This is a genomic window from Kitasatospora sp. NPDC043950, assembly GCF_056435345.1.
Genome location: NZ_JBWKER010000004.1, coordinates 229,834 through 254,708, shown reverse-complemented (window position 1 = coordinate 254,708; position 24,875 = coordinate 229,834). Strand labels below are relative to the sequence as shown.

General features: G+C 74.4%; 18 protein-coding genes. 8 read left to right on the top strand and 10 right to left on the bottom strand.

Annotated features, from left to right (window positions below; all coding sequences use genetic code 11):
• Positions 1 to 227: 227 nt before the first annotated feature.
• Together AC07BF_RS04680 and AC07BF_RS04675 are read left to right on the top strand one after the other, a co-directional pair.
• Entirely contained in the window at positions 228 to 1,301 is a 1,074-nt protein-coding gene (locus AC07BF_RS04680) for an RNA ligase family protein (protein WP_478332923.1), read from the top strand.
• Positions 1,302 to 1,770: 469 nt separating this feature from the next.
• Positions 1,771 to 2,823 carry an alpha/beta hydrolase gene (locus tag AC07BF_RS04675; RefSeq protein ID WP_363580318.1) on the top strand — a complete coding sequence of 351 codons (1,053 nt, stop codon included), beginning with the start codon at positions 1,771 to 1,773 and terminating at the stop codon, positions 2,821 to 2,823.
• Positions 2,824 to 2,908: 85 nt separating this feature from the next.
• Here AC07BF_RS04675 and AC07BF_RS04670 read toward each other — a convergent pair whose 3' ends face one another.
• Complete coding sequence (locus tag AC07BF_RS04670) at positions 2,909 to 3,604, bottom strand: tyrosine-protein phosphatase (RefSeq protein ID WP_400807379.1); 696 nt, start codon at positions 3,602 to 3,604, stop codon at positions 2,909 to 2,911.
• A gap of 196 nt (positions 3,605 to 3,800) precedes the next feature.
• Between AC07BF_RS04670 and AC07BF_RS04665 the strand changes: the two genes are divergently transcribed.
• The 3 genes from AC07BF_RS04665 (at position 3,801) to AC07BF_RS04655 (ending at position 8,039) form a co-directional block, all read left to right on the top strand.
• The gene (locus AC07BF_RS04665; RefSeq protein ID WP_363618774.1) at positions 3,801 to 4,730 is read left to right on the top strand and encodes an AurF N-oxygenase family protein; all 930 of its coding nucleotides are present in this window, start codon (positions 3,801 to 3,803) and stop codon (positions 4,728 to 4,730) included.
• Between the two features lie 108 nt (positions 4,731 to 4,838).
• Complete coding sequence (locus AC07BF_RS04660; protein WP_478332922.1) at positions 4,839 to 6,668, top strand: FAD-dependent oxidoreductase; 1,830 nt, start codon at positions 4,839 to 4,841, stop codon at positions 6,666 to 6,668.
• 276 nt (positions 6,669 to 6,944) lie between these two features.
• Positions 6,945 to 8,039, top strand: a complete 1,095-nt coding sequence (locus AC07BF_RS04655; RefSeq protein WP_478332921.1) for a restriction endonuclease — start codon at positions 6,945 to 6,947, stop codon at positions 8,037 to 8,039.
• Positions 8,040 to 8,093: 54 nt separating this feature from the next.
• Here the strand turns inward: AC07BF_RS04655 and AC07BF_RS04650 are convergent, their stop codons facing one another.
• The 5 genes from AC07BF_RS04650 to AC07BF_RS04630 form a co-directional block, all read right to left on the bottom strand.
• Complete coding sequence (locus AC07BF_RS04650; protein WP_478332920.1) at positions 8,094 to 13,040, bottom strand: DNA repair ATPase; 4,947 nt, start codon at positions 13,038 to 13,040, stop codon at positions 8,094 to 8,096.
• A 66-nt stretch (positions 13,041 to 13,106) separates the two neighbouring features.
• Positions 13,107 to 15,125: a flotillin family protein gene (locus tag AC07BF_RS04645; protein WP_363580330.1), complete on the bottom strand. Its 2,019-nt coding sequence runs from the start codon at positions 15,123 to 15,125 to the stop codon at positions 13,107 to 13,109.
• A 107-nt stretch (positions 15,126 to 15,232) separates the two neighbouring features.
• A complete protein-coding gene (locus AC07BF_RS04640) occupies positions 15,233 to 15,967 on the bottom strand; it encodes a hypothetical protein (RefSeq protein ID WP_478332919.1) in 735 nt (244 codons plus the stop codon).
• 155 nt (positions 15,968 to 16,122) lie between these two features.
• Positions 16,123 to 17,238 carry a PucR family transcriptional regulator gene (locus AC07BF_RS04635; protein WP_478332918.1) on the bottom strand — a complete coding sequence of 372 codons (1,116 nt, stop codon included), beginning with the start codon at positions 17,236 to 17,238 and terminating at the stop codon, positions 16,123 to 16,125.
• A gap of 99 nt (positions 17,239 to 17,337) precedes the next feature.
• Positions 17,338 to 18,153, bottom strand: a complete 816-nt coding sequence (locus tag AC07BF_RS04630) for a GntR family transcriptional regulator (protein ID WP_363580336.1) — start codon at positions 18,151 to 18,153, stop codon at positions 17,338 to 17,340.
• A 287-nt stretch (positions 18,154 to 18,440) separates the two neighbouring features.
• Between AC07BF_RS04630 and AC07BF_RS04625 the strand changes: the two genes are divergently transcribed.
• Positions 18,441 to 19,199, top strand: coding sequence for a tyrosine-protein phosphatase (locus AC07BF_RS04625; RefSeq protein ID WP_478332917.1), 759 nt, complete (start codon positions 18,441 to 18,443; stop codon positions 19,197 to 19,199).
• A gap of 19 nt (positions 19,200 to 19,218) precedes the next feature.
• On the opposite strand, the gene AC07BF_RS04620 is transcribed toward AC07BF_RS04625, so the two are convergent.
• Both AC07BF_RS04620 and AC07BF_RS04615 read right to left on the bottom strand, forming a co-directional pair.
• The gene (locus AC07BF_RS04620; RefSeq protein WP_363580340.1) at positions 19,219 to 20,082 is read right to left on the bottom strand and encodes an ABC transporter permease; all 864 of its coding nucleotides are present in this window, start codon (positions 20,080 to 20,082) and stop codon (positions 19,219 to 19,221) included.
• Positions 20,079 to 20,993, bottom strand: a complete 915-nt coding sequence (locus tag AC07BF_RS04615) for an ABC transporter ATP-binding protein (RefSeq protein ID WP_363580342.1) — start codon at positions 20,991 to 20,993, stop codon at positions 20,079 to 20,081. Before AC07BF_RS04615 ends, AC07BF_RS04620 begins: the two co-directional genes overlap by 4 nt.
• A 133-nt stretch (positions 20,994 to 21,126) precedes the next feature.
• Here AC07BF_RS04615 and AC07BF_RS04610 point away from each other — a divergent pair, with 133 nt between their 5' ends.
• Entirely contained in the window at positions 21,127 to 22,302 is a 1,176-nt protein-coding gene (locus AC07BF_RS04610; protein WP_363627970.1) for a sensor histidine kinase, read from the top strand.
• Positions 22,299 to 22,961 (top strand): response regulator, encoded by a 663-nt coding sequence (locus AC07BF_RS04605; protein WP_063349448.1) that lies wholly within the window; start codon positions 22,299 to 22,301, stop codon positions 22,959 to 22,961. Before AC07BF_RS04610 ends, AC07BF_RS04605 begins: the two co-directional genes overlap by 4 nt.
• Before the next feature lie 154 nt (positions 22,962 to 23,115).
• Here AC07BF_RS04605 and AC07BF_RS04600 read toward each other — a convergent pair whose 3' ends face one another.
• Both AC07BF_RS04600 and AC07BF_RS04595 read right to left on the bottom strand, forming a co-directional pair.
• Positions 23,116 to 23,694 carry a hypothetical protein gene (locus AC07BF_RS04600; RefSeq protein ID WP_363580348.1) on the bottom strand — a complete coding sequence of 193 codons (579 nt, stop codon included), beginning with the start codon at positions 23,692 to 23,694 and terminating at the stop codon, positions 23,116 to 23,118.
• Between the two features lie 130 nt (positions 23,695 to 23,824).
• Positions 23,825 to 24,844 carry an N-acetylglucosamine kinase gene (locus AC07BF_RS04595; RefSeq protein ID WP_363580350.1) on the bottom strand — a complete coding sequence of 340 codons (1,020 nt, stop codon included), beginning with the start codon at positions 24,842 to 24,844 and terminating at the stop codon, positions 23,825 to 23,827.
• Between the last annotated feature and the right edge of the window lie 31 nt (positions 24,845 to 24,875).

Sequence of the window (24,875 nt, the reverse complement as noted above, 5' to 3'; positions counted from 1 at the left end):
TACTTCTTCTTCTCTCCGTATTGGGAGCGCAGCCCCACAGCAAAGAACGCCCACACCCCCCCCCCCCCCCCCTCCTCCCCCCCCCCCCCCCCCCCCCCCCCCACCGGCCTGTGGTGGCCCATCTGGCGCGGGCGCTCTGTGATGGCTGGGGCTGCGCGTAGCGGGGGTTGTGAGGGGAGGTGAAACTCCGTTGTCCGGGGGTGGGGCTCGCGGCGATGATTTCGGGTGTGGCTGACACCAGGTTCGAAGGCTCCGCGTTGCGGCCGTACCCCAAGATCTCGGCGAGGGGGCGGCTCTCCGCGTCCGGGAACCGGGAGTGGGTTGCCGTGGAGAAGGTGCACGGGGCGCACTTCGCGGTGGTCTGTGAGGGGGGTGCGGTCCGTCCGGCCAAGCGGCGGGAGCTCCTGGGGGAGGACGCGCTGGACGGCTTCTTCGGCGTCAGCCGGGTCTGGCCGGCGCTGGCGGTGGCGGCCGCCCGGTTCGCCTCGGCGGTGCGCGAGGCGGCGGGCGGGGGCGCGGGCGGGGGCGCAGGTGGGGGCGCTGTGGTGACTGTTTACGGTGAACTGGCCGGCGGGTGCTACCCGCACCCCGATGTGCCCGCCGTCGCCGGAGTCGAGCCCGTACAGACCGGCGTCTGGTACGCGCCGGGGCTGGAGTGGCTGCTCTTCGATGCCGCCGTCGACACCGCCGAGGGCCGGTCCTGGATCTCCGACCGTGACCTGCGTGACGCCGCGGGCACCGCCGGACTCGCCTGCGCCCCCTCGATCGGGCGCGGTGCGCTCACCGTGCTCCAGGAACTTCCGGCCGCCTTCCCCACCCTGGTCCCCGCGCTCCTCGGGCTCCCCGAACTCGCCGACAACCTCGGCGAGGGCTACGTCCTCAAACCCGCCGGTACCTGGCGGGAGACGGGTCCCGAGGGGGTCGGCGCGCGTCCGGTGGTGAAGGTGAAGCAGCGGGCCTTCGCCGAGGACGAGCGCTACGACGGTGCCCGCCCGTACCTGCCGCCGCCGCAGGGCGCGGCCGGGGTCCCCGCCTGGCTCCTGGTCCAGGCCGCGGCACTCCTCACCCCCGCCCGCGCCGCCGCCGCCGTCAGCAAGCTCGGTCCGCGTGCGCCCGAGGACGTCGTGGCGGCGGAGCTGACCCGGGACGTGGCGGAGGAACTCGCCGAGGCGGTGGGGGGATTGGACGGTGACGTCCTGCGCGCGCTGGAAGCCGCCCTCGGGCCCGGAGCGCGCTCCCTGGCGGCGTTCGACGCCGAGGACCGGCGCTCGCCGACGAGCCGGGCCGGGCTGACGGGCTGACGGGCTGAGGGGCTGAGGGGCCGAGGGGCTGACAGGCTGAGCGGTCGGGCTGGTCAGGCCGGTCGGGCGCGGAAGGATTCCTGAAGAACGTCGCCCGCCCATGCGGAGGGCCCGTCGCCGGCTCCGACCGAAGGGTGACAGCGCAAGGGTGGGTGGGGCGTGGAAGTGGGAGGGGTGTTCGGGAAGAATATGTCGGTCGGTCTACTGATTCCTTGCCGCCGCCCGGGTGGTGCGCGCAGGAAGTCGGCCTGGTCGACTTCCTGCGCGGATGGAGGCGGTGGAAGTAACGGCGATGGAGAAACTGTAGACCGGTCTACATATTTCTTGCCGGAGAGGGCGTCGGTGGTCGAGGGTGGGTGAAGGGGGCGTCGAGAGGGGCTTCCGCCCGGGGTGGGCCGGGCCCATCATGGGCTCCCGGCCCCAGCCCCCGGTCGAGGGCTCCGGGTGAGGCTCCAGGAGGCAAGCAGAGATGGCGATTCCCTTCCCTGTCCGGATCCAGTCCGCCGTCGTCCGGGGCGCGTACGCGCTGCCGGAGGGGCTGCGGCGGGCGATCGCGGGCGCGCCGGTGGTGCGGGACGGTCAAGTGCTCTCGCTGGACGCGCAGTTGATCCTCAAGTTGCAGCGCCTGTCGAAGGCCGCCCTGGTGCTGCCCGCCGGGGTCGGGCCGTCGCGGGAGGCGATGGAGCACGCGCGGTACCTGGTGGGCGGGGCGACGATCCAGCCGGTAGCCGTCCGGAACGTCGGAATCCCGCAGGAGTACGGCGAGTTGGCGGCCACGCTGTACACGCCGGGCAGGCTGGCGGCGGGTTCCGGGCTGCTGGTGTACCTGCACGGCGGGGGCTGGGTGGTCGGCAGTCGGGCCAGCCACGACCACGTGGTGCGGTTCCTGGCGCAGCGGGCGCAGGTGCGGGTGCTGTCGGTGGAGTACCGGCGCGCGCCCGAGCACGCGTTCCCGGCGGCTGCGGACGACGCGCTGGCCGCGTTCGACTTCGCGTACGCCAAGGCGGCGGACCTGGGCGCGGATCCGGAGCGGATCGCGATCGGCGGCGACAGCGCGGGCGGGAACCTGGCGGCCGTCACCACACAGGCGGCGGTGCGGCGGGGCGGTCCGGCGCCGGTGTTCCAGTTGCTGCTGTACCCGGCGGTCGACGCCTCCGTCCGGCGGCCCTCGCGCGACCTGTTCACCGACGGGTTCTTCCTGACCAGCGCGGACATGGACTGGTTCCTGGACCGCTACGCGCCCGCGCCGGCCGACCGGACGGACCCGCGCCTGTCGCCCCTGCTCGCCGCCGACCTGTCCGGGCTTCCGCCCACGTACGTCGGCACCGCGGGCTTCGACCCGCTGCGGGACGAGGGCGAGGCCTACGCCGAGGCGCTGAAAGCGGCCGGGGTGACGGTGCGCCTGAGCCGCCAGCCGGACCTCATCCACGGTTACGCCAGCTACCTCGGCATCGGCCGCCGCTTCCGGGAGGCGACGGCGGAGGCGGCCGAGGCGCTGCGGCAGGCGCTGGGCGCCGCGTAGCGCGCAACCAGGGGCGGTACGGCTCGGCGCAGCACCGGGCGGGGGCCCGTTCGGAGGAATCAACGGCCCCTGCCCGGCTGCTCGTTCAGGCCGGGATCCGCCGTGCCTCGGCGAGCTCCGACGCCTGCGCGCCGTGCGCGAGGAGGTACTCCGCCACCGATCCGTGGTGACTCCGGATCGACAGCAGCGCGCGCCGCAGATGCACTTCGCGTACGGGCAGGGCGTTGTGCGCGGCCCCGGCCGGCGGCGGTTTGGCCAGGCCCAGTTCGTCGTTCGAGCGCAGGAAGTCCTGGAGGACCTCCGCCTCGGAGGCGCCCAGCAGCGTCTGCAGGACGGCGACGACGACTCCCGTGCGGTCCTTGCCCGAGGCGCAGTGGACCAGGACCGGCGCGGCCTCGCCCCCGCCGACGAGCAGTCGGCGCAGGACGGCCACTGCCGCCGCGCCGGCGCGCTCGGCCATCAGCGGGTACAGCTCCAACTGGTCGGCAGGCCAGCGTCGTTCGGTGAAGACCGGTGCGTGCAGGTACCGGGCGTCGACGAGGTCGACGGCATCCGGGCGCTCCGCCACCTCCGGGTCGCTGCGCAGGTCGACGACCGTCCGCAGGCCGAGGCGCCGCAGCGTGTCCGCGCCCTCCGCCGCGAGGCCGTGCAAGCTGTGCAGGGCTGCGGAGCGGTACAGCACGCCGCGCGGCAGGGAGCCGACGCCGCCGGCGTCGCGGAAGTTCCGTACGCCGGTGGGGGCGACGCGCTCCGGACCCGCCTCGGGCTGGTTGGCGATCACGTCTCACTGTATCCGGGGGACGGAGAGGGGCGGAGGGGGCGGCTGGGGGAGGCCACGGACGGGAAGGGGCGCGGGAGTTGTGGTCGTGCGCCGTCCGGTGCTGCGCAAGGGGTTCTCGGCGGCGGGCTCTTATTGTACTGTCCGTCTAATAAGCGGGTGAGCGGGCACCCGTAGGGGCAGGCATCTGGAGGCATCCATGGCTCTCACCAACGCGGCGGCAGGGCGGGCGGTGGGTGCGCACGGCCACACCGCGGCCGACGACGACGTCTCGAAGCGGCTGCTGGAGTCCGCCGCGACCCTCTCCTACGACCCCTCGACCGAGATCGACTGGGACGCACCGCTTCCAGCCGACCACTACGGCCTCAACCCGGAGTGGAGCACCCTCTACGGCACCCGGCTGTGGGACGAGATGACCGAGCACCAGCGGGTCACCCTCACCCGGCACGAGGTCTGCTCGATCATGAACACCGGGATATGGTTCGAGATGATCCTCCAGCAGATGGTGCTGCGCGATCAGTACCTGAAGAACCCCGCCAACGCCGAGTTCCAGTTCGCGCTCACCGAGATCGCCGACGAGTGCCGCCACTCGATCATGTTCGCCCGCGCCTGCGAGAAGATGGGCGTCCCCGCGTACCGGCCGAACAAGGTCATCGCCCAGGCCGGGCGCGCGTTCAAGGCCCTGGCGAAGGGTGAACTCGCCTACGGCGGCATCCTGGTGGCCGAAGAGGTGCTCGACGTCATGCAGCGTGACTGGATGCGCGGCGAGAACGTCCTGGACATCGTCCGCGGCACCTCCCGGATCCACGTCGTCGAGGAGTCGCGGCACATGAAGTTCGCCCGGCAGGAGATCCGCGAACGGGTGCGCCACGCCGGCCCCGCCCGCCGCCGCACCTCGGCCACCGGCATCGCCGTCGGCGCGTACGTCATCGTCTCCAGCATGGTGCACCCCGGGGTCTACCGGGCCGCCGGGCTCGACACCCAGCGGGCGATCGCCGAAGTGCGGGCCAACGAGCACCGCAAGGCGATGATGCGCACCAGTTCCCGGCACCTGATCGCGTTCCTCGCCGAGACCGGATTGCTCACCAGCCGCTCGGCCGCCATCTACCGGCGCATCCACATGCTCTGACGACACGTCAAAGGCGGACACGTCAAAGCGACACGTCAAACGCGACACGTCAACAAAGGCTCCGACTCCCGCACTTCACCACCTGTAGCGAGGGACCCCACCCCGGCCATGGCCTACGCGATCACCCGGACCTGCTGCAACGACGCCTCGTGCGTGTCCGTCTGCCCGGTCAACTGCATCCACCCGACCCCGGACGAACCGGAGTTCGGCACCACCGACATGCTGTACATCGACCCGGCCGCCTGCATCGACTGCGGCGCCTGCGCCGATGCCTGCCCCGTGGACGCGGTGTTCCCCGTCGACCGGCTGCGCGGGCCCGACACCGTGTTCGGCGACCTCAACCGTGACTGGTACCGCGACCACCCCAACGACCACGCCTGGCGCGCGCCCACCTTCCCGCGCAGCCTGCCCGACGGGATCGGCACGCTGCGCGTCGCCATCGTCGGCACCGGCCCGTCCGCCGGGTACACCGCGCAGGAACTGCTGCGCAGCACCGGCGCCGAGATCACCATGATCGACCGGCTGCCCGTCACCGGCGGCCTGCTGCGGCATGGGGTCGCGCCCGACCACCAGTCCACCAAGCGCATCGCGGACAGCTTCGCCGGCGTCTTCCACGACCCCAGGCTGCGGATGCACCTCAACGTGGACATCGGTACCGACCTCACCCACGAGGAACTCGCCGCCCACCACCACGCCGTCGTGTACGCCGTCGGCGCGGCCGCCGACCGGCGGCTCGGCATCCCCGGCGAGGACCTTCCGGGCAGCCTTCCCGCGACCACCTTCGTCGGCTGGTACAACGCCCAACCGACCGTGCCCGCCGACGCGGTGGAGCTGTCCGGGCCCGGCGCCGAACGGGTGGTCGTCATCGGCAACGGCAACGTCGCCGTCGACATCGCGCGCATCCTGCTCACCGACCCCGACCGGCTCGCCACCACCGACATCGCCGACCACGCCCTCGCCGCACTGCGCCGCAGCCGGGTGCGGGAAGTCGTGCTGCTCGCCCGGCGCGGGCCCGCCCAAGCGGCCTGGACCAAGGCGGAGTTCCTGGCGCTGCGGCAACTGCCGGGCGTCGAGGTGGTGGTCGAGGACCACCCGGAGGTGCGGGCGGCGATCGAGGCGGCCACCAGGACGATCGCCGCGCCGGACGACGGGACGGCCGACGGGACCACCGCTGCGCCGACCGCCGGAACGGCCGCTGCGCCGACCGCGTCGGACGCGAGGGCTGCACTGCTCGCCGGGCTGCCGCTGGTGCCGTTCGACGGGGGTGCCGGGCCGGCGCCGGGCCGGCGGATCGTGCTGCGCTTCCTGTCCGCGCCGACCGCGCTCACCGCGTTCACCCCGCCCGGTGAACCCGGTGAACCCGGTGAACCCGGTGAACCCGGTGAACCCGGCGGGCCCGGCGCGTCCACCGGGGGCGGGCGGGTGACGGGCCTGACCGTCGCCCGGACCACCCTCGTGGGCGGCCGGGCAGCCGAGCCGACCGGGGAGACGGACACGCTGCTGGCCGGCCTGGTGGTGCGTTCCATAGGGCACCGGGGCGTACCGGTGCCCGGGCTGCCCTTCGACGAGCGGACGGCGACGGTCGCGCACCGGGGTGGGCGAGTCGTGGACCCGGCGACGGGGCGGCCGCTGCCCGGTACGTACGTGGTGGGATGGGCCAAGCGCGGGCCGTCCGGCGGGATCGGCGCCAACCGGGCGTGCGCCCGCGAGACCGTGGACGCGCTCCTGGACGACGCGGCGGCCCACGCGCTGGCCGCCCCGGCGGCGAGCCGTACGGACTTCGACCGCCTCATCCGCCACCGTCGCCCGGACGCCGTCGGGCTCAAGGGACTGCGTGCTGTGGAGCGGGCGGAGCGCGCCCGGGGCGAGGCCGAGGGCCGCCCCCGCGTCAAGCTCGCCACCGTCCCCGCCCTGCTGGCGGCTGCCCGCCGGCGGTAGGCGGGCAGCGGGTTGGCGCTGGTCGGCGCGAAAGAATATGTCGCTCGGTCTACTTAATCCTGGCGCGCCGTGTACAGGAAGTCGGCCTGTCCGACTTCCTGTACGCAGTTCCAGCAAGCAGTTAAATGTAGACCGGTCTACATATTTTTTGGCTCGCTTCGGCCGGCGATCCGATCAGCTGCCCAGCCGGATCGTCGGCCAGCCGGTCGGACGACGCCGCTCGCAGTGTCGGACCCGTTGCCTAGGCTGCCCCCGGTGGCTCACGGGAGGGGCGGAATGTACGAGTACGAGGACGACGAGCACGGCGACCTGCGGTGGTTCGTGGACCAGGCGGTCGAGGCTCTGGAGCGGTGGCTCTCGTACGAGCGGGACCGTGACCGGTTCGACGACCTGTACCGCAGTGAGTCGATGGTGCTCGTCCGGCACACCGTCGGCGCGAAGGGGTTCCGGCGGTCGCTCCGCGACACCGTCGATCTGATCGAGACGGTGATCGACACCGTGGACCTGATCGAGCGGGCGGCTGTGCGGGCCGAGGAGCTCAGCCTCTTTCCGGCGCCCCCGGACCTGGACCAGTGGTTGGGATCGCTGGCGCTGCGGATCCACGGGTGGCAGCGCGACCTGTGCGGCCTGCGGAGGACTCTCGGCGGCCTCGAGCGCCACTACTGGGCCGGACGCCTGGGTGAGGCGGCGGCGGAGAGCGGTGGCGAGGCCGCGCCCCCGGGGGATGCGGACGGCCTCGGCCTCGGTGAGATCGACCGGCAGGCGCGGACCGTCGCTGTCGAGGTGGTCGCGAAGCTCGGCCGCCGTCAGTGGCACCGGGACGATGACGGGACGGTGGACGGACGGACGTTCGACGAGAGGATGCTCGACGAAAGGATGTCCACCGAGGCGTTCTCCAAGCGCAGCACGATCACCCTGGGGCAGATCGACGACGGTCACTTCACGACCTTCGAGCACACCGTCGCGGCGCTGCTGGAACGGGACGGGTTCACCGTCACGCGGGTGCAGGGCGGCGCCGGTGACATGGGCGGCGACGTCCTCGGGGTCACCGACCTGAACGTCCCGTTCATGGTGCAGTGCAAGCACTCCGGTGACCCGAGGGCGACGGTCGGCCAGCCGGTCGTGCAGCACGCGCTCGGCGGCGCCAGGGCGGTGTTCCAGGCCGGGATCATCCTCATCGTGACGAACCGCGGGTTCTCGAAGCCGGCGCGCGAGTTCGCCGCCCTGCCGACGGTGGGCGCGACCTTGATCGACCGCGAGATGCTGGTGTCCTGGGCGGAGCGGCGGACCCCGCTGGCCAAGGTGTTGGCCCCCCAGCGCGACTCCGAGGCGTCGACCCCCCAGCGCGACGCCGAGGCGTCGACCCCGTAGCGCGGCGCCGAGGGGTCGAACCGGCCGCTGACGCGGGGAGCGCCGCCGGGCGCGTCACCCCCGCCACGTGCGCTTGAGCTCCTCCCAGCGGGTGGCCTGGGCGGGGGTGAGGCCGCCTCGGAGTTCGGCCAGCTTCAGCAGTTGTGCTTCGGCGTCGGCGCCGAGGGGCTGGGCTTCGGCGCGGTAGTGGTCGGTGAGGAGGGCGTCGAGTTCGGGGCGGGTGAGGGCCGGGTCGAGGCGCTGGGCGAGTTTGGCCATGTTGCGGTAGGAGCCCTGGAGGAGGAACGGGGGTTCGGTGCGGGTGCGGTCGTCCTGGGCGGCGGAGGCCAGGTAGGCCCGGTTGACGGCGAGGACGGTGCCGCGCAGGTGGAGCAGTCCGGCGAGGACGGCGGTCATCCGTTCGGCCTCGGCGGCGGGCCAGGCGCCCGCGAGGGTGCCGCCCGGGGTGCCGGTGGCGCGGGCCAGCAGGGTGTCCAGGTCGGCGCGGTCGGCGGTGGCGAGCGGGGCCAGGTGCGGGTTGGCGGGCAGCGCGTTCTCGACGAAGCTGAGCGCGAAGAGGTCCTCGCGCCCGGCGATGACGTCGCCGAGGTTCCAGACGTCGGCGCGGTTGGCGAGCATGTCGGGCAGCCGGAAGAGGCGGCCGGACTCGGTGTACGGGTTGGCGGCCATGACGACGGCGAAGCGCTTGCCGCGCAGGTCCCACTCGCGGGCCTCGCCGTCCCACACCCCGTCGATCCGGCGCTGGGCGTCGCAGAGCGGGATGAAGCGCTGGAGGAGCTCGGGCGAGGTGTGCTGGACGTCGTCGAGGTAGAGCAGCACGTTGTCGCCCGCGTGCAGGGCGAAGTTGAGCTTCTCGATCTCGCGGCGGGAGGTGGCGTCGGGGGCCTCGGCGGGGTCGAGGGAGGTGACCCGGTGGCCGAGCGCGGGGCCGCTGACGGTGACCAGCAGCAGGCCGAGCCGTTCGGCGAGGTACTCGACGAGGGTGGTCTTGCCGTAGCCGGGCGGGGAGACCAGGAGCAGCAGGCCGCTGCGGTCGACCGGTCCGCCGGCGTCGGCGGTGCCGAGCTGTTTGGCGAGGTTGTCGCCGACCAGCGGCAGGTAGACCTGGTCGATGAGCTGGTTGCGGACGAAGCCGTTGAGCGGGGCCGGCCGGTACTGGTCGAGTCGTAGCCGGGTGTGCTCGGCGGCCAGCAGGTCGGCGCGCAGCCGCTGGTAGGCGCGGTGTCCGGGGGCCTCGGTGGCGGCGAACTCGGCGACGCGGGTAAGGAGTTCGTCGAGGCGAAGGTCGAGTGCGCCGCCCGGGAGCCGGGGGTGGTCGCCGAGCAGTCCGGTGAGGCGGGTGGTGGCGGCGCCTTCGGCGGGCCGGCGTGGCAGGGACGGGCAGAGGAGCGCGGCGGCGGCCTCGGCGAGGTCGCCGGGGTCGGCGTCGGCGGCGCTCGACTCCAGCCAGGCCTGGGCGAGTTGGCGCCTGGCGGGCAGCAGGGCGGGTTCGGCGGGCAGTGCGGCCAGCGCTTCGGTGAGGCCGGCGGATTCGGGTGCGGCGTGGAACTTGTCGAGCAGCGCGGCGGCCCCCGGCGCGTACGCGAACGTGGGTGTGGCGGCGGCGAGTTCGGCCACCAGGTACGGGCCGGCGGGCTGCGGGCACGAGGTGAACTCCGTGACGGCGGAGCTCAGTTCGTCGGACAGGACGGAAAGCGCGGCCAGGGCCGCGGGTGCGGCCGGGGCCGGCGCGGTGGGGTCCGGCGCGGTCGGGTCCGATGCTGTCGGGTCCGGCGCGGTCGGGTCCGGTGCGGTCGGCTTCGGTGCGGCGACGAAGGCCTGTCGGGCGAGGGTGAGAGCGAGGGCGAGCGAGCGGGCCCGGGTGTGCCAGACCAGTCGCTGCCGCTCGTCGGCGCCGTGCGCCCAGTACAGCTGCGCGGCCGCCCGGGCGGCCGCCGGGTGGCGCAACAGGCCTGCCTCGGCATGGAGTTCGAGCAGGGCGCGGAGCAGTAGCGCCGCGTCGTGGTCGTGGACGCCGCGCTGGTAGCCCTCGTCCGGGCGCTGTTCGGCGGCGCGGCGGACGAACTCCAGCAGGTCGTCCTCGGTGCGCAGGGTGTCGCGCAGGGCGTCCAGCCCGTCCGGTTCGGCGGCCAGCAGCAGGCTGGCGGCGAGGTATTCGGACCGGTAGAGCGCGGGGGTCTCGGAGGGCAGCGGCCGGCCCCAGTAGCGCTCGGTGGCGGCGAACGCCGGGTCGGTGACGGGGGAGCGGTAGTCGGTGCCGGTGAGGGTGAAGGCGGGGCGGCCGTGCCAGGGGACGAGGGTGAGTTCGGGCCGCTGGGTGGTGACGGCGAACAGGTGGCGGCCCAGCCGCAGGGTGCCGGGGCCGTCGCCGGCGAGTTCGGCGCGGTCGCGTCGGGCCCGGTGGGCGCGGCTGCGGGCGGCGCGCAGCCGTCCGGTCAGCTCCTCGGCCCGGACCCGGTCGCCGAGTGAGGTCAACTGGGCGGCGAGGTCGCGGAGTTTGACGGCGGTCGGGTCGGCGGCGAGGGCGGCGTCGATCTCGGCCGCGGTGTCGAGGGCGGTGAGCCGCCGGTGCAGGGTGTCGAGGATGCGTGCGGCGGAGGCGGCGATCCGGTCGGCGCGGCGGGCCCGTTCCTCCAGCAGGTGCTGGCGGCGGGCGGTGAGGGCGTCGTGGATTCCGGTGCGCCGGTCGGCGAGTTGTTCGCCCAGTGCCGGGTCGGCGTCGGCGAAGCGGGTCTCCAACTGCTCGATCCGCAGCAGGAGTCGGCCGAGCTGGTCGTCGCAGGCCTCGGGGGTGTCGGCGGCGGCGAGCGCGGCGGTGGTGGCCTGGGCGAGCAGGGCGGTTTCGGCGGCGAACTCGGCGGCGGCCTCGCGGGTGCGCAGGTCGCGGCGGCGGACGGTGAGGGCGGCGCGGGCGCGGTTGAGCAGCCCGAGGACGTCGGCGAGCCGGTCGAGGATGGCGGTGCGGGTGGTGGCGTCGGCCAGGTCGAGGGTGCCGACGAGCTCCGAGACGGTCTGCAACGCCTCACTCTGCTCGGAGATCTGGAGACCCAGCGGCTCGGCTTCGGCGGCGGTGGCGAGGGCGGCGCAGCGGTCGGCGAGTTCGCCTGCGCGCCGGCGGTGCGGGGCGAAGGCCTCGGGTTCGGCGAGGTGTCCGACGGCGCGGGCGGCGGCCTCGGTCAGGCCCTCGGCGAGGTGGGCGGCGAGCGTGTCGATCCGGGCGGGGTCGGCGCGCGGCAGGTCGCGCAGCGCCTCGATCCGGCCCTGGGCGCGGCGCAGCCCGGCGAGCCGGTCGACCCATTCGGCGGCGTCGGCGAGGGTCTCGCCGCGGGCGGTGCGCAGCAGGCCTTCGACGTGCTCGGTGGCCTGTTCGGTCTGCCGGGCGGCGTGCGCGGTGAGTTCGGCGACGGCCTCGTACTCGGCGATGACCTGCCGGGCGGTGTCGCGGATCTCGGCGAGCGGGGCGGCGAGGTCGCCGAGGCCAGGCTGGCCCAGCCAGTGGTGCCGGTCGGCGGTGCGGGTGCAGGTGGCGAGGACGGCCTGGTGGCCGGCCGGGGTGTCGGCGCCGGCGGCGGCGAGCCGGGCCAGGGAGAGGCAGTCGGCGAGGCCGCGGACGAGGTCGGCGTTGCCGATCCGGGCGAGCGGGCCGGTGCCGGGCGGCTGCGCGGCCGCGTGGCGCTCGCTGGTGAACGGGGTCTGCCACAGCTGGACGGGGTGCAGCCGGGTGGGCCCGTCCTCGGCCGGGCGGAGGGCGATCAGGGTGCCGTCGGCGAGCAGCGCGTAGCCCTGGCAGGGCAGCGGGGCGGCGGCCTCCTGGCGGACGCTGTTGTACGGCTGGAGCAGGGCGCGGCCGTCGGCGGGGGAGCGGAACTCGTACAGCACGTCCTCACCGTTGGGCGAGACGAGGGTGCGCTCGTAGGCCAGGCCGTCCACCGGCTGGTCGTAGCTGCGCACGGTGCCGTCGGCGAGGTGGCAGCCGCCGGGGAAGGCCACGCCCTGGTCGGCGGGCAGCCGCAGGCAGGCCTGGCCGAGTGCGTCGATCCGGGTGACCCGGCCGGTGGGCAGGTGGCAGACCAGGTGCCGGACGGTCTCCTCCTGGTACGGGCGCACGCGCACCAGCAGCAGGGTGCCGAGCCGGGCGTGGGCGATCTGGGCGTCGGCGAGGGTCTGCAGGGCCTCGGCGAGGGGTTCGTGGTGCAGCTCGCGGCCGTCGGGGGCGGTGACGGTCAGCCGGCCGCCGTCGATGCCGAGCCGGAGTTCGCCGCCGAGGTCGGCGCGCGGTGGGCTGCCGGGGGCGGCGGGCAGCTGGTCGTCCCGGGTGAGGGCGGTCCAGGCGAGCTGCTGGCCGTCGGCGGCGGTGTGGTCGCGTTCGCCGCGCCCGTCCTGGTAGGCGGGGTGCCCGTCGTCGGCGAGGTCGTCGACGGGGCGCCAGCGCAGCACCCGGACGTCGGCGGCGGCGGGGCCGGTGCGGAAGACGGCGAGCAGGCGGCCGCCGACGGGGCGCAGCCGTTCCAGCCGGGCGTCGCGGAAGTAGCGGTGCAGGTCGGCGAGGTCCTGGCGCAGGCGCGGGTCGTCCAGCAGCGTGCCCTCGGTGGGGGCGGGGGTGAGGTCGGGGTGGTGGACGCTCAGGACCTCGCCGAGCGGCCCGGCGCCCGGGGAACCCTCGGACGGGGCGCCGGCGGAAACGGAGGCGGAGACGGAGCCGGAGGCGGAGATGGTGGCGGAGACGGTGGAAGCGGAGACGGCGGTGTCGGGCGCGCTGCCCGGGCGGGTGCCGAGCAGCAGCAGCCCGCCGGCGGCGGTGAGGTCCTGCGGGAGGCAGGCCCGGCCGGTGGTGAGCCGGCCGGTGCCGACCAGCCGCAGCTCCCCGCCGCCGAACTCCTCGACCCGGTGGGCGTTCAACGCCTGCGCGCGGTCGGCGAGTTCGGCGGCGGACCGGGCGAGTCGGCCGCGCAGGACCTCGTAGGTGCCGGCGTCGAGCCGGGCGTCGAGGGCGTCCACCACGTCAGTTCCTCAACTACTCGGTTTCTCAACTGCTCAGGAGATCGGGTACTCAGGCGACTCAGGCGCTCACTTGGAGCCGTTGACCGACGCCAGCGCCCCGATCGACGTCTCGGCGATCCCCAACTTCTGGGCTGAGGTGAGCAGTTGCCGCAACTGCCCGGCCTGCTCGCCGCCTCCGGCGCCGATCATCCGCATCAGCAGCGCGGACACCGTCAGGTTCTGCACGTCCGCCGTGGACACCGAGGACAGCACCCGGGTGAGGTCCTCGGTGAAGCTGGCACTGCCGTCGAGCCAGGGCCCGGCCAGGGCCTGGGCGGTCTGCGAGTGCCCGACGAAGGCGTCGACGCTCTTGGCGGCCGTCACCGACTGCACCAGGCGGTCGAAGAACACCCCGTCCCCGCCGACGATGTCGATCTTCGCCTTCTCCAACCCGGCCGCGACCAGCGCGGCCTGCGCCTCGGCGATCTGTCGCTGGGTGTCCAGCCCGGCCAGCCGGACGTCCTTCTCGGCGGCCAGCCGCAGCCGGTACTCCTCGTGCCCGCGCGAGGCCTCGTCCAGCTTCGCCATCGCCGCGGCCTTCTCGGTGAGGCCCTCGGCCTCGGCCTTCAGCTTGGCGCCGATCTCCAGCGCGGCGGCCTTCGCCTTCTCGGCCTGGACGGCGGCCTCGGCGCGGCCGACCTTCTCCACCGCCGCGGCCTCCTGCTCGCGCACCTGCACCTGGGCCAGCCCCTCGGCGGCGGCCTCCGCCCGGATGCCCTCGGCCATCCGGATCTTGGCGGTGGCGTCCAGTTCGGCGGCCTGCTGGCGTGCCTCGGCCAGCACCAGCGACTCGCGGGCCTTGTGCGAGGCGGCCTGCTCCGCGGCCTCGGCGGCCTTGATGTCCTTGACGAGCTTCTCCTGCGCCTGCGCCTCGGCCTGGATGATCACCGCGCGGCGGGTGCGCTCGGCGTCCTCGGTGGCGCGCAGCGTCTTGACGGCCTCCTCCTGCTCGGCGACGGTCCGCTCCACCGCCACCCGCTCGCGGACCACGTCGGCGACCTCCCGCCGGCGGGACTCGACCTCCTTCTGCTTGGCCATGGTGGCGAGTTCGGTCTCCCGGTCGCGGCCGATGACCTCCAGCAGACGGTCCTTCTCGATCCGCTCGTTCTCCACCGCGATCACCCGCTCGCGGTTCTTCTGCGCCACCGCGACCTCGCGGGCCTGGTTCTCGCGCTGCACGCCGAGCAGTTCCTCGGTCCGGAGGAAGGCGGTCTGGGCGTTCAGCCGCTCCTCCTCCTGGACCCGGGCGATCACCGCGTCCTCCGTGGCCCGCAGGGTCTCGATCTCGCGGCGCTGGCGGATCTCGGCGTCGGCCTGGCGGCGCTGGAGTTCGAGGACGGCCTCCCGGGCGTCCACGTTCTGCCGGGTGATCTCCTTCTCCTCGGTGCGCTGGTACTCGTTGGTGCGCACGTGCTCGATCGCCGTCAGCTCGGTGATCTTGCGGATGCCCTGGGCGTCGAGGATGTTGTCGGAGTCCAGCTGGTTCATCGGGGTCTGTTCGAGGTGGTCGATGGCCGCGTCCTCAAGGGTGTAGCCGTTGAGGTCGGTGCCGATGACCGCGATGATCTGGTCCCGGAACTCGTGCCGGTGCGTGTAGAGGTCGGTGAAGTCGAGCTGCTTGCCGACGGTCTTCAGCGCCTCGGCGAACTTGGCCGCGAAGAACTCCTGGATCGCGGACGGGTCGCTGGCGCGGGCGGTGCCGATGGCCTGCGCGACCTTGATGACGTCCTCGACGGTCTTGTTCACCCGCACGAAGAAGGAGATCCGGATGTCCGCCCGGATGTTGTCCCGGCAGATCAGCCCGTCCCGGCCGGCGCGGTGGATCTCCACCGTCTTCACCGAGATGTCCATCAACTCGGCCTTGTGCAGCACCGGGAGGACGATCGCGCCGGTGAAGGTGACGTCCACCTTCTTGGTGCGGGAGACGATCAGCGCCTTGCCCTGCTCGACCTTCTGGAACAAGCGGCCCACGAACAGCAGCATGGCGAGCACGATGAGCAGTACGACGGCGACGAGAATGCCGAAACCCACGGCGATGGTGTCCATCACGGAGTCCTTTGACGAGATGACGAGATGGTGCGAAGTCGAGCGGACGAAAGCGGAACGAGCGAGACAAACGGGGTGAAAGGGGGTAAGGGGACGCCCGGGGGGAGTCAGCCGCCCGGTAGCGCCGGGTCGAACGGCGCCACCAGGAAGTGCTCGCCGTCGGCGTCGTAGTCGAAGATCAGGGCGGTGCGGCCGGCCGCCAGCCCGGGCTCCTCGGTGAGCGTGCGGACCTGGACGGTCGCGGTGGAGCCGTCCTCGGCGGTGACCTCCGCCTGCCCGAAGTCGGCCGTCACCCGGCCGGTGCGGATCACGCAGACGCGGCCGACGAAGTCCCCCCGGGTCGCCGGACGGTCCTCGGGGAACAGCCGGGACAGCGGCCGGACCAGCAGCCGGGTGCCCGCCCAGGAGGCGACCAGCGCGACGGCGAACACGCCGCCGCGCGCCGGTGCCCCCGAGGTGAGGACGGTGCCGGCCAGGCTGACGAACCAGGCGAGCGCGACCAGCAGCGACACCGCCACCGTCACGGGCACCCCGCCCAGCCCCAGCGCGCCCAGCACGCCTCCGTGGTGGTGGGCGCCCCCGCCGTCGGCGCCGTGCCCGTCTTGGGCCCCGTGTCCCCCGTGCCCCCCGTGGGCCCCGTGCCCCCCGGCACCGTGGCCCAGGTCGCCCGCGTGACCGGCGTGGCCGACGTGACCGGCATGCCCGACGCCGTGTCCCCCGTGCAGGGCGTCGAACCCCAGGCCGCCGACCAGCATCAGCAGCCAGTACCCGACCACCACCACCAGCGCGAAGCTGAACAGCGCCGTCGGAAAAGCCAGCGCGGCCGCGACGAATCCCCCCATCCCGGCCACGCTCCCCCGCTGTTCCCACGGCACCGCACCTCGGCGCCATGGAGATCGTGACAGCGGAGGGGTCGTTCGCACATTGCCAGGATCCGGCAATCTTTACGGCCCTTTGACACCCTGGAACGCACCGCCCGGGGGCGTTTGGCCGCCGCCTACAGCGGCTGCTCCGGCCAGTTCAGCAACCGGGCCCCCATCGCCGCCGTCTCCAGGGTGAACCGTTGCAGGGCGTCCGACGGGTCGTAGCCGGTCAGCGCCTTGATCCGCTCCAGCCGGTAGCCGAGCGTGCGCACGCTCAGCCCCAGCCGCCGGGCCGCCTCCGCGTTCACGTACGCGGCCTCCGCCTGCACCGCGATGGTGTCCAGCAGGGGGCGGGCACCGCCGCGCGCCTCGGTCAGCGGGCCCAGCACGCTGCGCACCAGGTCGGCCATCGCCGCCCGGTCGCGCATCAGCACGGGGAATACCAGCAGTTCCTCGGCCTTCAGCTGCCGCGCCGGCAGGTCCAGCCGGTCCGCGTAGTCCAGCGCGCCCAGCGCCTCCTCGTAGCTGCGCAGCACCCCGCTGGCCCCCGAGTGCCGGCGCCCGGTGGCCACCCGCAGCACCGGGCGGTAGCCGGGGCCGGGGCGCAGCGCCAGGTCGGCGAAGGCCTCCAGGACGGCGCGTTCGGTGTCCGGGGCGATGCACACCAGCCGGCCGTCCTTGCCGGCGAGCAGGACGTCCCGCTCGCCGAACCGCCCGACCAGCTCCCGTTCCACCCGGTGCACCAGCGGGTGGACGTCCGCGTACGGCGTGTCGCCGACGGCCACCGCCACCGCGTACGAGCCCGCCAGCCGCAGCCCGAACCGCTCGGCGCGCTCCGCCAGCAGGCCCAGGTCGCTGCGGCCGTACAGCAGGTCGTCGATGAACTCGCGCCGCGCGGACTCCTGTTGGCGGACCGCCATGCGCTGCGCGCGCTCGTGTCCCTCGCCGAGCGCGGCCAGTGCGGCCTCGGTCGCCGCGAGCACGGCGTCGCCGATCCGGCGCAGTTCCCCGACGCCGCCCGCCGCCGTGATGCCCGGCAGCACCTGCCAGGCCCGCCGGGTGGCCGCCAGGCAGTGCGCGACGACGTCGCGCAGCCCGTACCCGGCCTCGGCGCAGTGCTCGCCCAGCGTGCGCAGGCACTCCAGTTCGTCCCGGCGCAGCAGCCTCCCGGTGCGGGAGGCGTCGGCGAGCAGCCCGAGGTAGACCTCGGCGAGTTCGGTGGGTATGTCGTGCTCGGTCCCCTCGGACACCGCGGTACTCCGCCCCCCGTGACGCGTGATGATCCGGCGCGGAACTTTAGCAGGATCGATACGACGCCGAACGGTGCGGGGTGGGCGGCTGACCTGGCGCTATCGCGGGCCGGGCGGAGGTCCGGGCGGCAGGTCGGCCGCAGGGTCGGCAGGCGGCTCCGGCCGGGGCTCGCGGAAGTTCAGGACGAAGCGCGCGCTGCTGCCGTCGATCCGCCGCCGGACGTACAGCGCCGGGGCGCCGTCCGGGGTGCAGCTGACCCCCTCGCGGACCAGCAGCGGGGTGCCCGGCGGGACGCCCAGCAGCTCGGCGTCGGCCAGGTCCGCGCCGATCGCGCCGAACGCCCGCCAGTCGTACTCCAGCTCCACCCCGGCCGCGCGGGCCAGGTCCAGCACCAGGTTCCCGGGCCGGCCGGGCCGCACCAGGGCGTCCGGCAGCGGGCCGAACGGCACCCAGTAGCTGCACACGGCCCGGGCCCGCCCGCCGAGTCGGATCACCGTGTCCACCCGGGACAGCTCGGCCGGCGCCCGGCCCAGTTGCCGGGCCGCCTCCTCGTCCTCCGCCGACCCGGCCACCGGCGGGGTGCCCAGCACGAACTCGCCGTCGCCGGTGTCGGGGAGCGCGGCGTGCACGCTGCCCAGGTCGAAGCGCTGGCTGCGCGGGTCCACCGCGATCGAGACGCGGACGGCCGGCGGGCGGACGAACGTGCCCACGCCCCGCCGGATCTCCACCACGGCGGCCCGCTCCAGCTCCGCCACCGCCTGCCGGACGGTCAGCCGGTTCACCCCGAACTCGGCGCTCAGCTCGGGCTCGCTCGGCAGCCGGGCGCCCGCCGGGTACGCGCCGGCGTCGATCCGTTCCTGGAGCCGCCGGGCCAGCCGTCGGTAGAGCGGGGTGTTGGGAGGGTTCGTCGCCACATGCCCGATCCTACGAACCCCGAGCCCGCCGCCGCCCGCAGCCCGCCCACGGCCGGGCCCGCAGCCAGCCCACGGCCGGGCCCCGCGGCCCGTCCACCGCGGGGCCCGCCGCCCGCCCGCCCCGTCCCCTCCCTCCGGTCGACGGGACCGGTCGGCGGGGGTGGGATGGAGGGGTGCGGGCGACCGTGGTTTGCCCCGCACCCCGGGGAGGGACTAGACATCTAGATGTCTTGATGCACGTCTGGATGTCCGGCCCCTCCCCACGGCCCCACCGAAAGGCCCCGCGCATGTCCCTGGTCAACTTCCGCGACTCCGCCGTCCTCGGCGACCCCGAGGGCCGGCGGATCCGCCCCGGCGTGCTGTACCGCTCCGCCCAGCCGTTCCCGGCCGCCGACGAGGCCACCGTCGCCCAGCTGCGCGCCTGCGACATCCGCACCATCGTCGACCTGCGCGACACCCGTGAGACCGACCCCGCCGACTGGGCCGCCGCCGAGGCCGCCGGGATAGCCGTCGTCGCCGCCCCGGTGAACCCCACCGGCGACGGCCTCGCCGCCCGGATGCGCACCATGGCCACCGCCGCCGACCTCGGCGACTACTACGTGCTGCTGGCCGAGTCCGCGCCCGAGGCCGTCACCGCCGCCGTCGAGGCCGCCGCCCGCCCGGGCGCTGTCCTCCTGCACTGCGCCGCCGGCAAGGACCGCACCGGCCTGCTGACCGCCCTGCTGCTGGACCTCCTCGGCGTGCCCGCCGAGCGGATCGTCGCCGACTACGCCCGCACCGCCGACGCCCTGCCGCAGATCTTCGCCGGCCTCTCCGAGCGCCACCGCACCGCGCTCAACGCCCGCGGCGCCCGGGTCACCGACTCCGAGGGCCGCGAACTCACCATCCCCGCCCCGCTCCTCGACGCCCCGGCGGAGGCCATGGCCGTCTTCCTCGACCGCGTCCGCACCCGCCACGGCGGCGCCGAGGCCTTCCTCCCCGCCTGCGGCGTCCCCGTCGCCACTCTCGGCGCCTTCCGCGCCAAGGCGGCCGCCTCGGCCGCCTGACGCCCCGGTTCCGTCCGGCTCAGACGTCCCGCCGCCGCATCAGGACCACCGTCGCCGCCAGCGCGACGGCCGCCCAGGCGCCCAGGGTGATCCAGGAGTCGAGCACGCTCGGCGCGTACTTGCCCATCGTCGTCGAGGAGTTGGGGTTGATCGTCAGCCTCCCCTCGGCGGCGAGCGGCAGGTGGTTGCCGATCTCCTTCAGCCAGCGGTAGCGGTCGCCGCCGAACAGCATCGGCACGATGAACAGCAGCATGACCAGCGAGACGATCGAAGCGGTGGCGTGCCGCAGCAGGGCGCCGAGGGCCATCCCGATCAGCGCGCAGACGGGCACGATCGCCGCGTAGCCGAGGACGGCCCGCAGGCAACCCTCGTCGGTGATGGAGAGCCCGACGTGCCGGGAGGCCAGCATGGCGTTGCTGCCGAAGAAGGACACCGCGGACACCACCGCCCCGGCGAGCGAGGTGAGGCCGGCGACCAGCACCACCTTGGCCACGGCCACGCCCCGCCGGTCGGGCACCGCGGCGAAGGTGGTGCGGATCATGCCGGTGGTGTACTCGCCGAACACGGTGATCGCGCCGAGGCTGCCGGCCGCGACGGCCATCAGGGCGCCGGAGATGCTGCTGAGGCCGTGGAAGAGCGGGTCGTACCGGTACGGCGGGAAGCCGGGCACCGGCGGGCGGGGGTGGTCGATGTAGGTGAGGTCGGTGTGGACGGCGTTCAGGTTGACCACGATCGCGGCCAGCGAGGCGAGCGCCAGCACCCAGTACGTGGACCGCAGCGAGCGCAGTTTGATCCACTCGGCGGCAAGCAGGTCGCCGAACCGGGGCCGCGGTTCGGCCGGGCGGGTGCGGGGGCGGGCGGGGGCGAGGGTGGCGGTACTCATCGGGCATCTCCTGCCGGGTATTCGACGCTGTCGGCGGTCAGGGACATGAACGCCGACTCCAGGGACGAGGTGCGGGTGGCGAGCTCGTGCAGCACCAGGCCGTGCCGCAGGGCGAGTTCGCCGATCCGGGCCGCGGGCAGCCCGGTCACCACCGCGCCGTCCGGCTCCTGCGCCTGCCGTACGGCCGCCCCTTCGGTCCGCAACACCTCGGCGAGCGAAGGCAGTTCGGGCGTCCGGACGGCCACGCTGGTGACGGCGTTGCGGGCGGAGAACTCCGCCAGGCTCTCGTCCGCGATCAGCCGGCCCCGGCCGATCACCACCAGCCGGTCGGCGGTGTGCTCCATCTCGGCCATCATGTGGCTGGAGACGAAGACCGTCCGCCCCTCCTCGGCGAGGCGGCGGAACAGGCCGCGCACCCACAGCACGCCCTCCGGGTCGAGGCCGTTGAGCGGCTCGTCGAACAGCAGCACCGGCGGGTCGCCGAGCAGCGCGCCGGCGATGCCGAGCCGCTGCTTCATGCCCAGCGAGTAGCCGCCGATCCGGCGCCCGGCGGCCTTGCCGAGGCCTACCTCGGCGAGCACCTCGTCCACCCGCCGGAGCGGGATGCGGTTGCCGCGGGCGAGCGCCGACAGGTGGGCCCGGGCGCTGCGCCCGCCGTGCACGTCCTGGGCGTCCAGCAGGGCGCCGACGTGGCGCAGTCCGCGCGGCCGGTCCGCGAAGGGCGCGCCGTCCACGGTGACGGACCCCTCGGTCGGGGTGTGCAGCCCCAGGATCATCCGCAGCGTGGTGGACTTGCCGGCGCCGTTGGGGCCGAGGAAGCCGGTGACGGTGCCCGGCCGGACGGTGAAGGTCAACTGGTCGACGGCCGTGGTGGCGCCGTACCGCTTGGTCAGTCGCTCGATCTCGATCACGGGGACAACGGTGCCGTCCGAGGCCCCGGCTGGGCATCGGGCCGCGGGCCACAACGCCGGCCGCCGCACTGGCCCGGGGGATTACGCCCTCGGGCCGATGTGCCGCCGCACGGGCCGCCGCTACCATCGGGCGATGATCACCAACCCTCGTCCGCCCCTGCTCAGGCGCCTGCCGCCGGGCGTCTGGGTGGCGGCGTTCTGGGTGGCCGTCATCACGTTCCGAGGCTTCCAGCGGAGCGACGAGCTGGCCCACCTGTTCCGCTACAACGGCAACTTCGAGGACATGCCGTTGCTGGTCACCGCGGTGGTCACGGTCCTGATGGCGTCGCTGCTGGTCCGGCTGCCGCTGCTGGCGGTGGCGATCCCGCTGGCGGCGTGCGTCTTCACGATCGGCATGCGGATCCAGGAGACGGCCGTGGTGCAACTGCTGCTCGCCGAGGTGGCGATCGGCTACTGCACGGCCACCCGCTCCCGGGCCGTGTCGCTGTGCGCCGCCGCGATGCCGGTCGCCATGGTGGCCGTCCTGGCGGTCTGGCGGGTGGCGAACGACTACCACACCGACTTCGTCGCCCAGGCCGCGTTCGCCTCGACCGCCGCGATCGCCTGGCTGGTCGGCAACACCGTCCGGCAGAACCGCGTGCACGCCGAGGCCCTGCGCAGCCGCGCCACCGAGCAGGCGATCACCGCCGAACGGCTGCGGATCGCCCGCGAGTTGCACGACATGGTCGCCCACAGCATCGGCATCATCGCGATCCAGGCCGGGATGGGCAGCCGGGTCATGGACACCCAGCCCGCCGAGACCCGCAACGCGCTGAACGCCATCGAGGCGACCAGCCGGGAGACCCTGGCCGGGCTGCGCCGGATGCTCGGCGCGCTGCGCCAGGGCGAACCGGAGTCCGCGCCGATGGAGGTCGCCCCGGGGCTGGGCGAGCTGGACCGGCTGGTCGAGCAGACGGCCGGCGCGGGCGTGCGGGTCGCGCTCACCCGCCTCGGCGAGCCCCGCCCGCTGCCGCCCGAGGTGGACCTCGCCGCCTACCGCATTGTGCAGGAGGCGGTCACCAACGTGGTCAGGCACTCCGGCACCCGGGACTGCCGGGTCACCGTCGACTACGGCCCCGAGGAGGTCGCCGTCACCGTCGTCGACCTCGGCGCCGGAGTTGCCGGGCCGTCCGCCGGCTCCGGTTACGGCATCGCCGGCATGCGCGAGCGGGTCGGCCTGCTGCACGGCGAGTTCAGCGCCGGCCCGCGCCCCGCGGGCGGCTTCCAGGTCGCCGCCCGACTGCCGCTCCCCGTGGAGGTCTCCCCGTGATCCGTGTCGTCCTGGTCGACGACCAGCCGCTCATCCGCACCGGTCTGCGCGTGCTCATCGCCGACACCCCGGACCTGGAGGTCGTCGGCGAGGCCGGCAACGGCGCCGAGGCGGTGGAACTGGTCGGCCGGCTGCGCCCCGACGTCGCCGTGATGGACATCCGGATGCCCGGCATGGACGGCATCGAGGCCACCCGCCGGATCACCGCCGACCCCGGCCTGCCCACCCACGTCCTCGTCCTCACCACCTTCGACGACGACGACTACGTGTACGGCGCGCTGCGGGCCGGGGCGGCCGGCTTCCTGGTCAAGGACCTCGCCCTGGAGACCATCCTCGACGGCGTCCGGGTGGTCGCCGCCGGGGACGCCCTGATCGCGCCGAGCATCACCCGCCGGTTGATCGGCGAGTTCGCCGCCCGCCCGCAGCCCGCCGCCGCCCGGTCCGGCCGGGCGACGGTCGACGGGATCACCGACCGTGAGCGCGAGGTGCTGACGCTGGTCGGCCGCGGGCTGTCCAACGGCGAGATCGCCGAGGAGCTGACCATCAGCGTGGCCACCGCCAAGGCGCACGTGGCCCGGCTGTTCACCAAGCTGGACGCCCGGGACCGGGTCCACCTGGTCATCCAGGCTTACGAGTTCGGCCTCGTCGCCCCGTCCTGAACCGGTCCTGAGCCGGTCCCGAGCCGGTCCTGAGCCGGTCCTGAACCGGTCCCGAACCGGTCCCGAGCCGGTCCTGAGCCGATCTTGAGTCAGTTCCGAGCCGGTCCCGAGCCGATCCTGACCCGGTCCCGAGCCCAGCCGGTCCACGGCGGGATCACGGTTCGACCAGCTCCCCGATCCGCATGATCCGCCCGTGCGAGTCCAGCACCACGTCGTACACGTTGCCGTAGCACCCGTACGGCGCGTCGTCGGGTTCGTGCTCGGCCAGGCAGTCCTCCAGGTGCCCGAGCACGTCCTCCAGCCGGACGGTTCTGGTCGGGTCGCCGTGCGGGCGGTCGACGAGCGTGGCCTCGACCCCGGCGGTCGCGAAGCCGTAGCGGGCCGGCGTCCCCGTCCCCTCGTAGCGGGCCTCGTCGCAGGAGTAGCGGGCGGGCTGGGCGGTGACGTCGCCGTCCTCGGTGGCGAGGACCACGAGGACGGTGTGTCCGGGGCGTTCGGTCGGGGTCGGGGTGGCGCAGTCGGCGGTGGGGACGGGGGAGGTGTCCATGCTGGGCTCGGGGTCGGCGAGGTCGTCGTCCAGCAGGTCGTCCTCGTCGTCGTACGCCCCGTCGGCGGCGGCCGCAGCGGAGGCGGCGGCGACGGTGGGCGCGGAGTCGGCGGGAGTGCAGGCGGCGAGGGCGGCTGCGGCGGTGCAGCAGAGCAGCGCGGCGAGGAGGGTTCGGGGCACGGCCATGGCACTAGTCTCCCCGGACAGCGGCGGAACTCGTCACGCAGGTACACGACTGGTGCACGGGCTGTGGTTCCCGCCGCCGCCGGATGTGCGGATCCGGCGGCGGCGGGAGTCTTGAGGGGCGGCGTAACGGTCAGGCGGCGACGGGCCGTTGCGCCTCGTACGCCTCGCGCAGCCGGGCCTGGGCCTCGGGGCCCGCCCCGAGGTGGTCGAGTCCGAGCAGCGCCGCGCCCAGGACGGGCGGCGCGACGACGACCCGCGGTTCGGCGAGCGGCGCGGCCTCGGCCAGACGGGCGGTCAGGTTGTCGAGCAGCAGCGGCTGCCGGGAGGAGATCACGCCGCCGCCGAGCACCAGCGGGGTCCGCGTTTCGAGCAGTTCCAGCCGCCGCAGGGCGACGACGGCGAGCCGGACGATCTCGTCGGCCTGGCGGTCGATCAGCCCCAGGGCGACCTCGTCGCCCTGCTCCGCGACGGCGAACAGCACTCGGACGATCTCGTGCAGCCGGCTGGTCGGCAGGTGCCCGAGGTGGACGGCCTCGGCGACGGCGCCGGCGCTGGGCAGGCCGAAGTGCTCGGCGATGGCGCGGGAGAGCCCGGTGGGGCCGCCGCGGCCGTCCTCGTGGCGGACGGCGTGCCACATGCTGGTGACGGCCAGGCCCCCGCCGCCGCCCCAGTCGCCGGTGAGCTCGCCGAGGGCGGGGAAGCGGGCGGTGCGGCCGTCGGGCAGCAGGCCCACGCAGTTGATGCCGGCGCCGCAGACGACGGCGACGCCGCGCGGGCCGTCGGTGCCGGCCCGCAGCAGGCCGAAGGTGTCGTTGACGACGGTGTTGCTGGCGCCCCAGGGGTGGGATTCCAGCGCGGCGCGCAGGGCCTCCTCCTCGACGGGCAGGTCGGCGTTGGCCAGGCAGGCGCTGACGTGGCTGGTGAGGACGCCGCTCCAGGCGGGGTGGCCGGCCGCGGCGGCGGCCTGCTCGACGAGCGGGGCGAGGCCGGCGACGGCGGCGGCGCCGCCGATCTTCTGGGGTGCGAAGCCGCCGCCGCGGGCGGTGCCGTGGACGGTGCCGTCGGCGCCGATCAGGGCGACGTCGGTCTTGGAGTTGCCGGCGTCGATGGCGAGGACGCCGGGCAGGATCGGTTCGGGCTGGTGGGTCATCAGGTCCCCGCGGCTCGTACGTGGCCCGGCC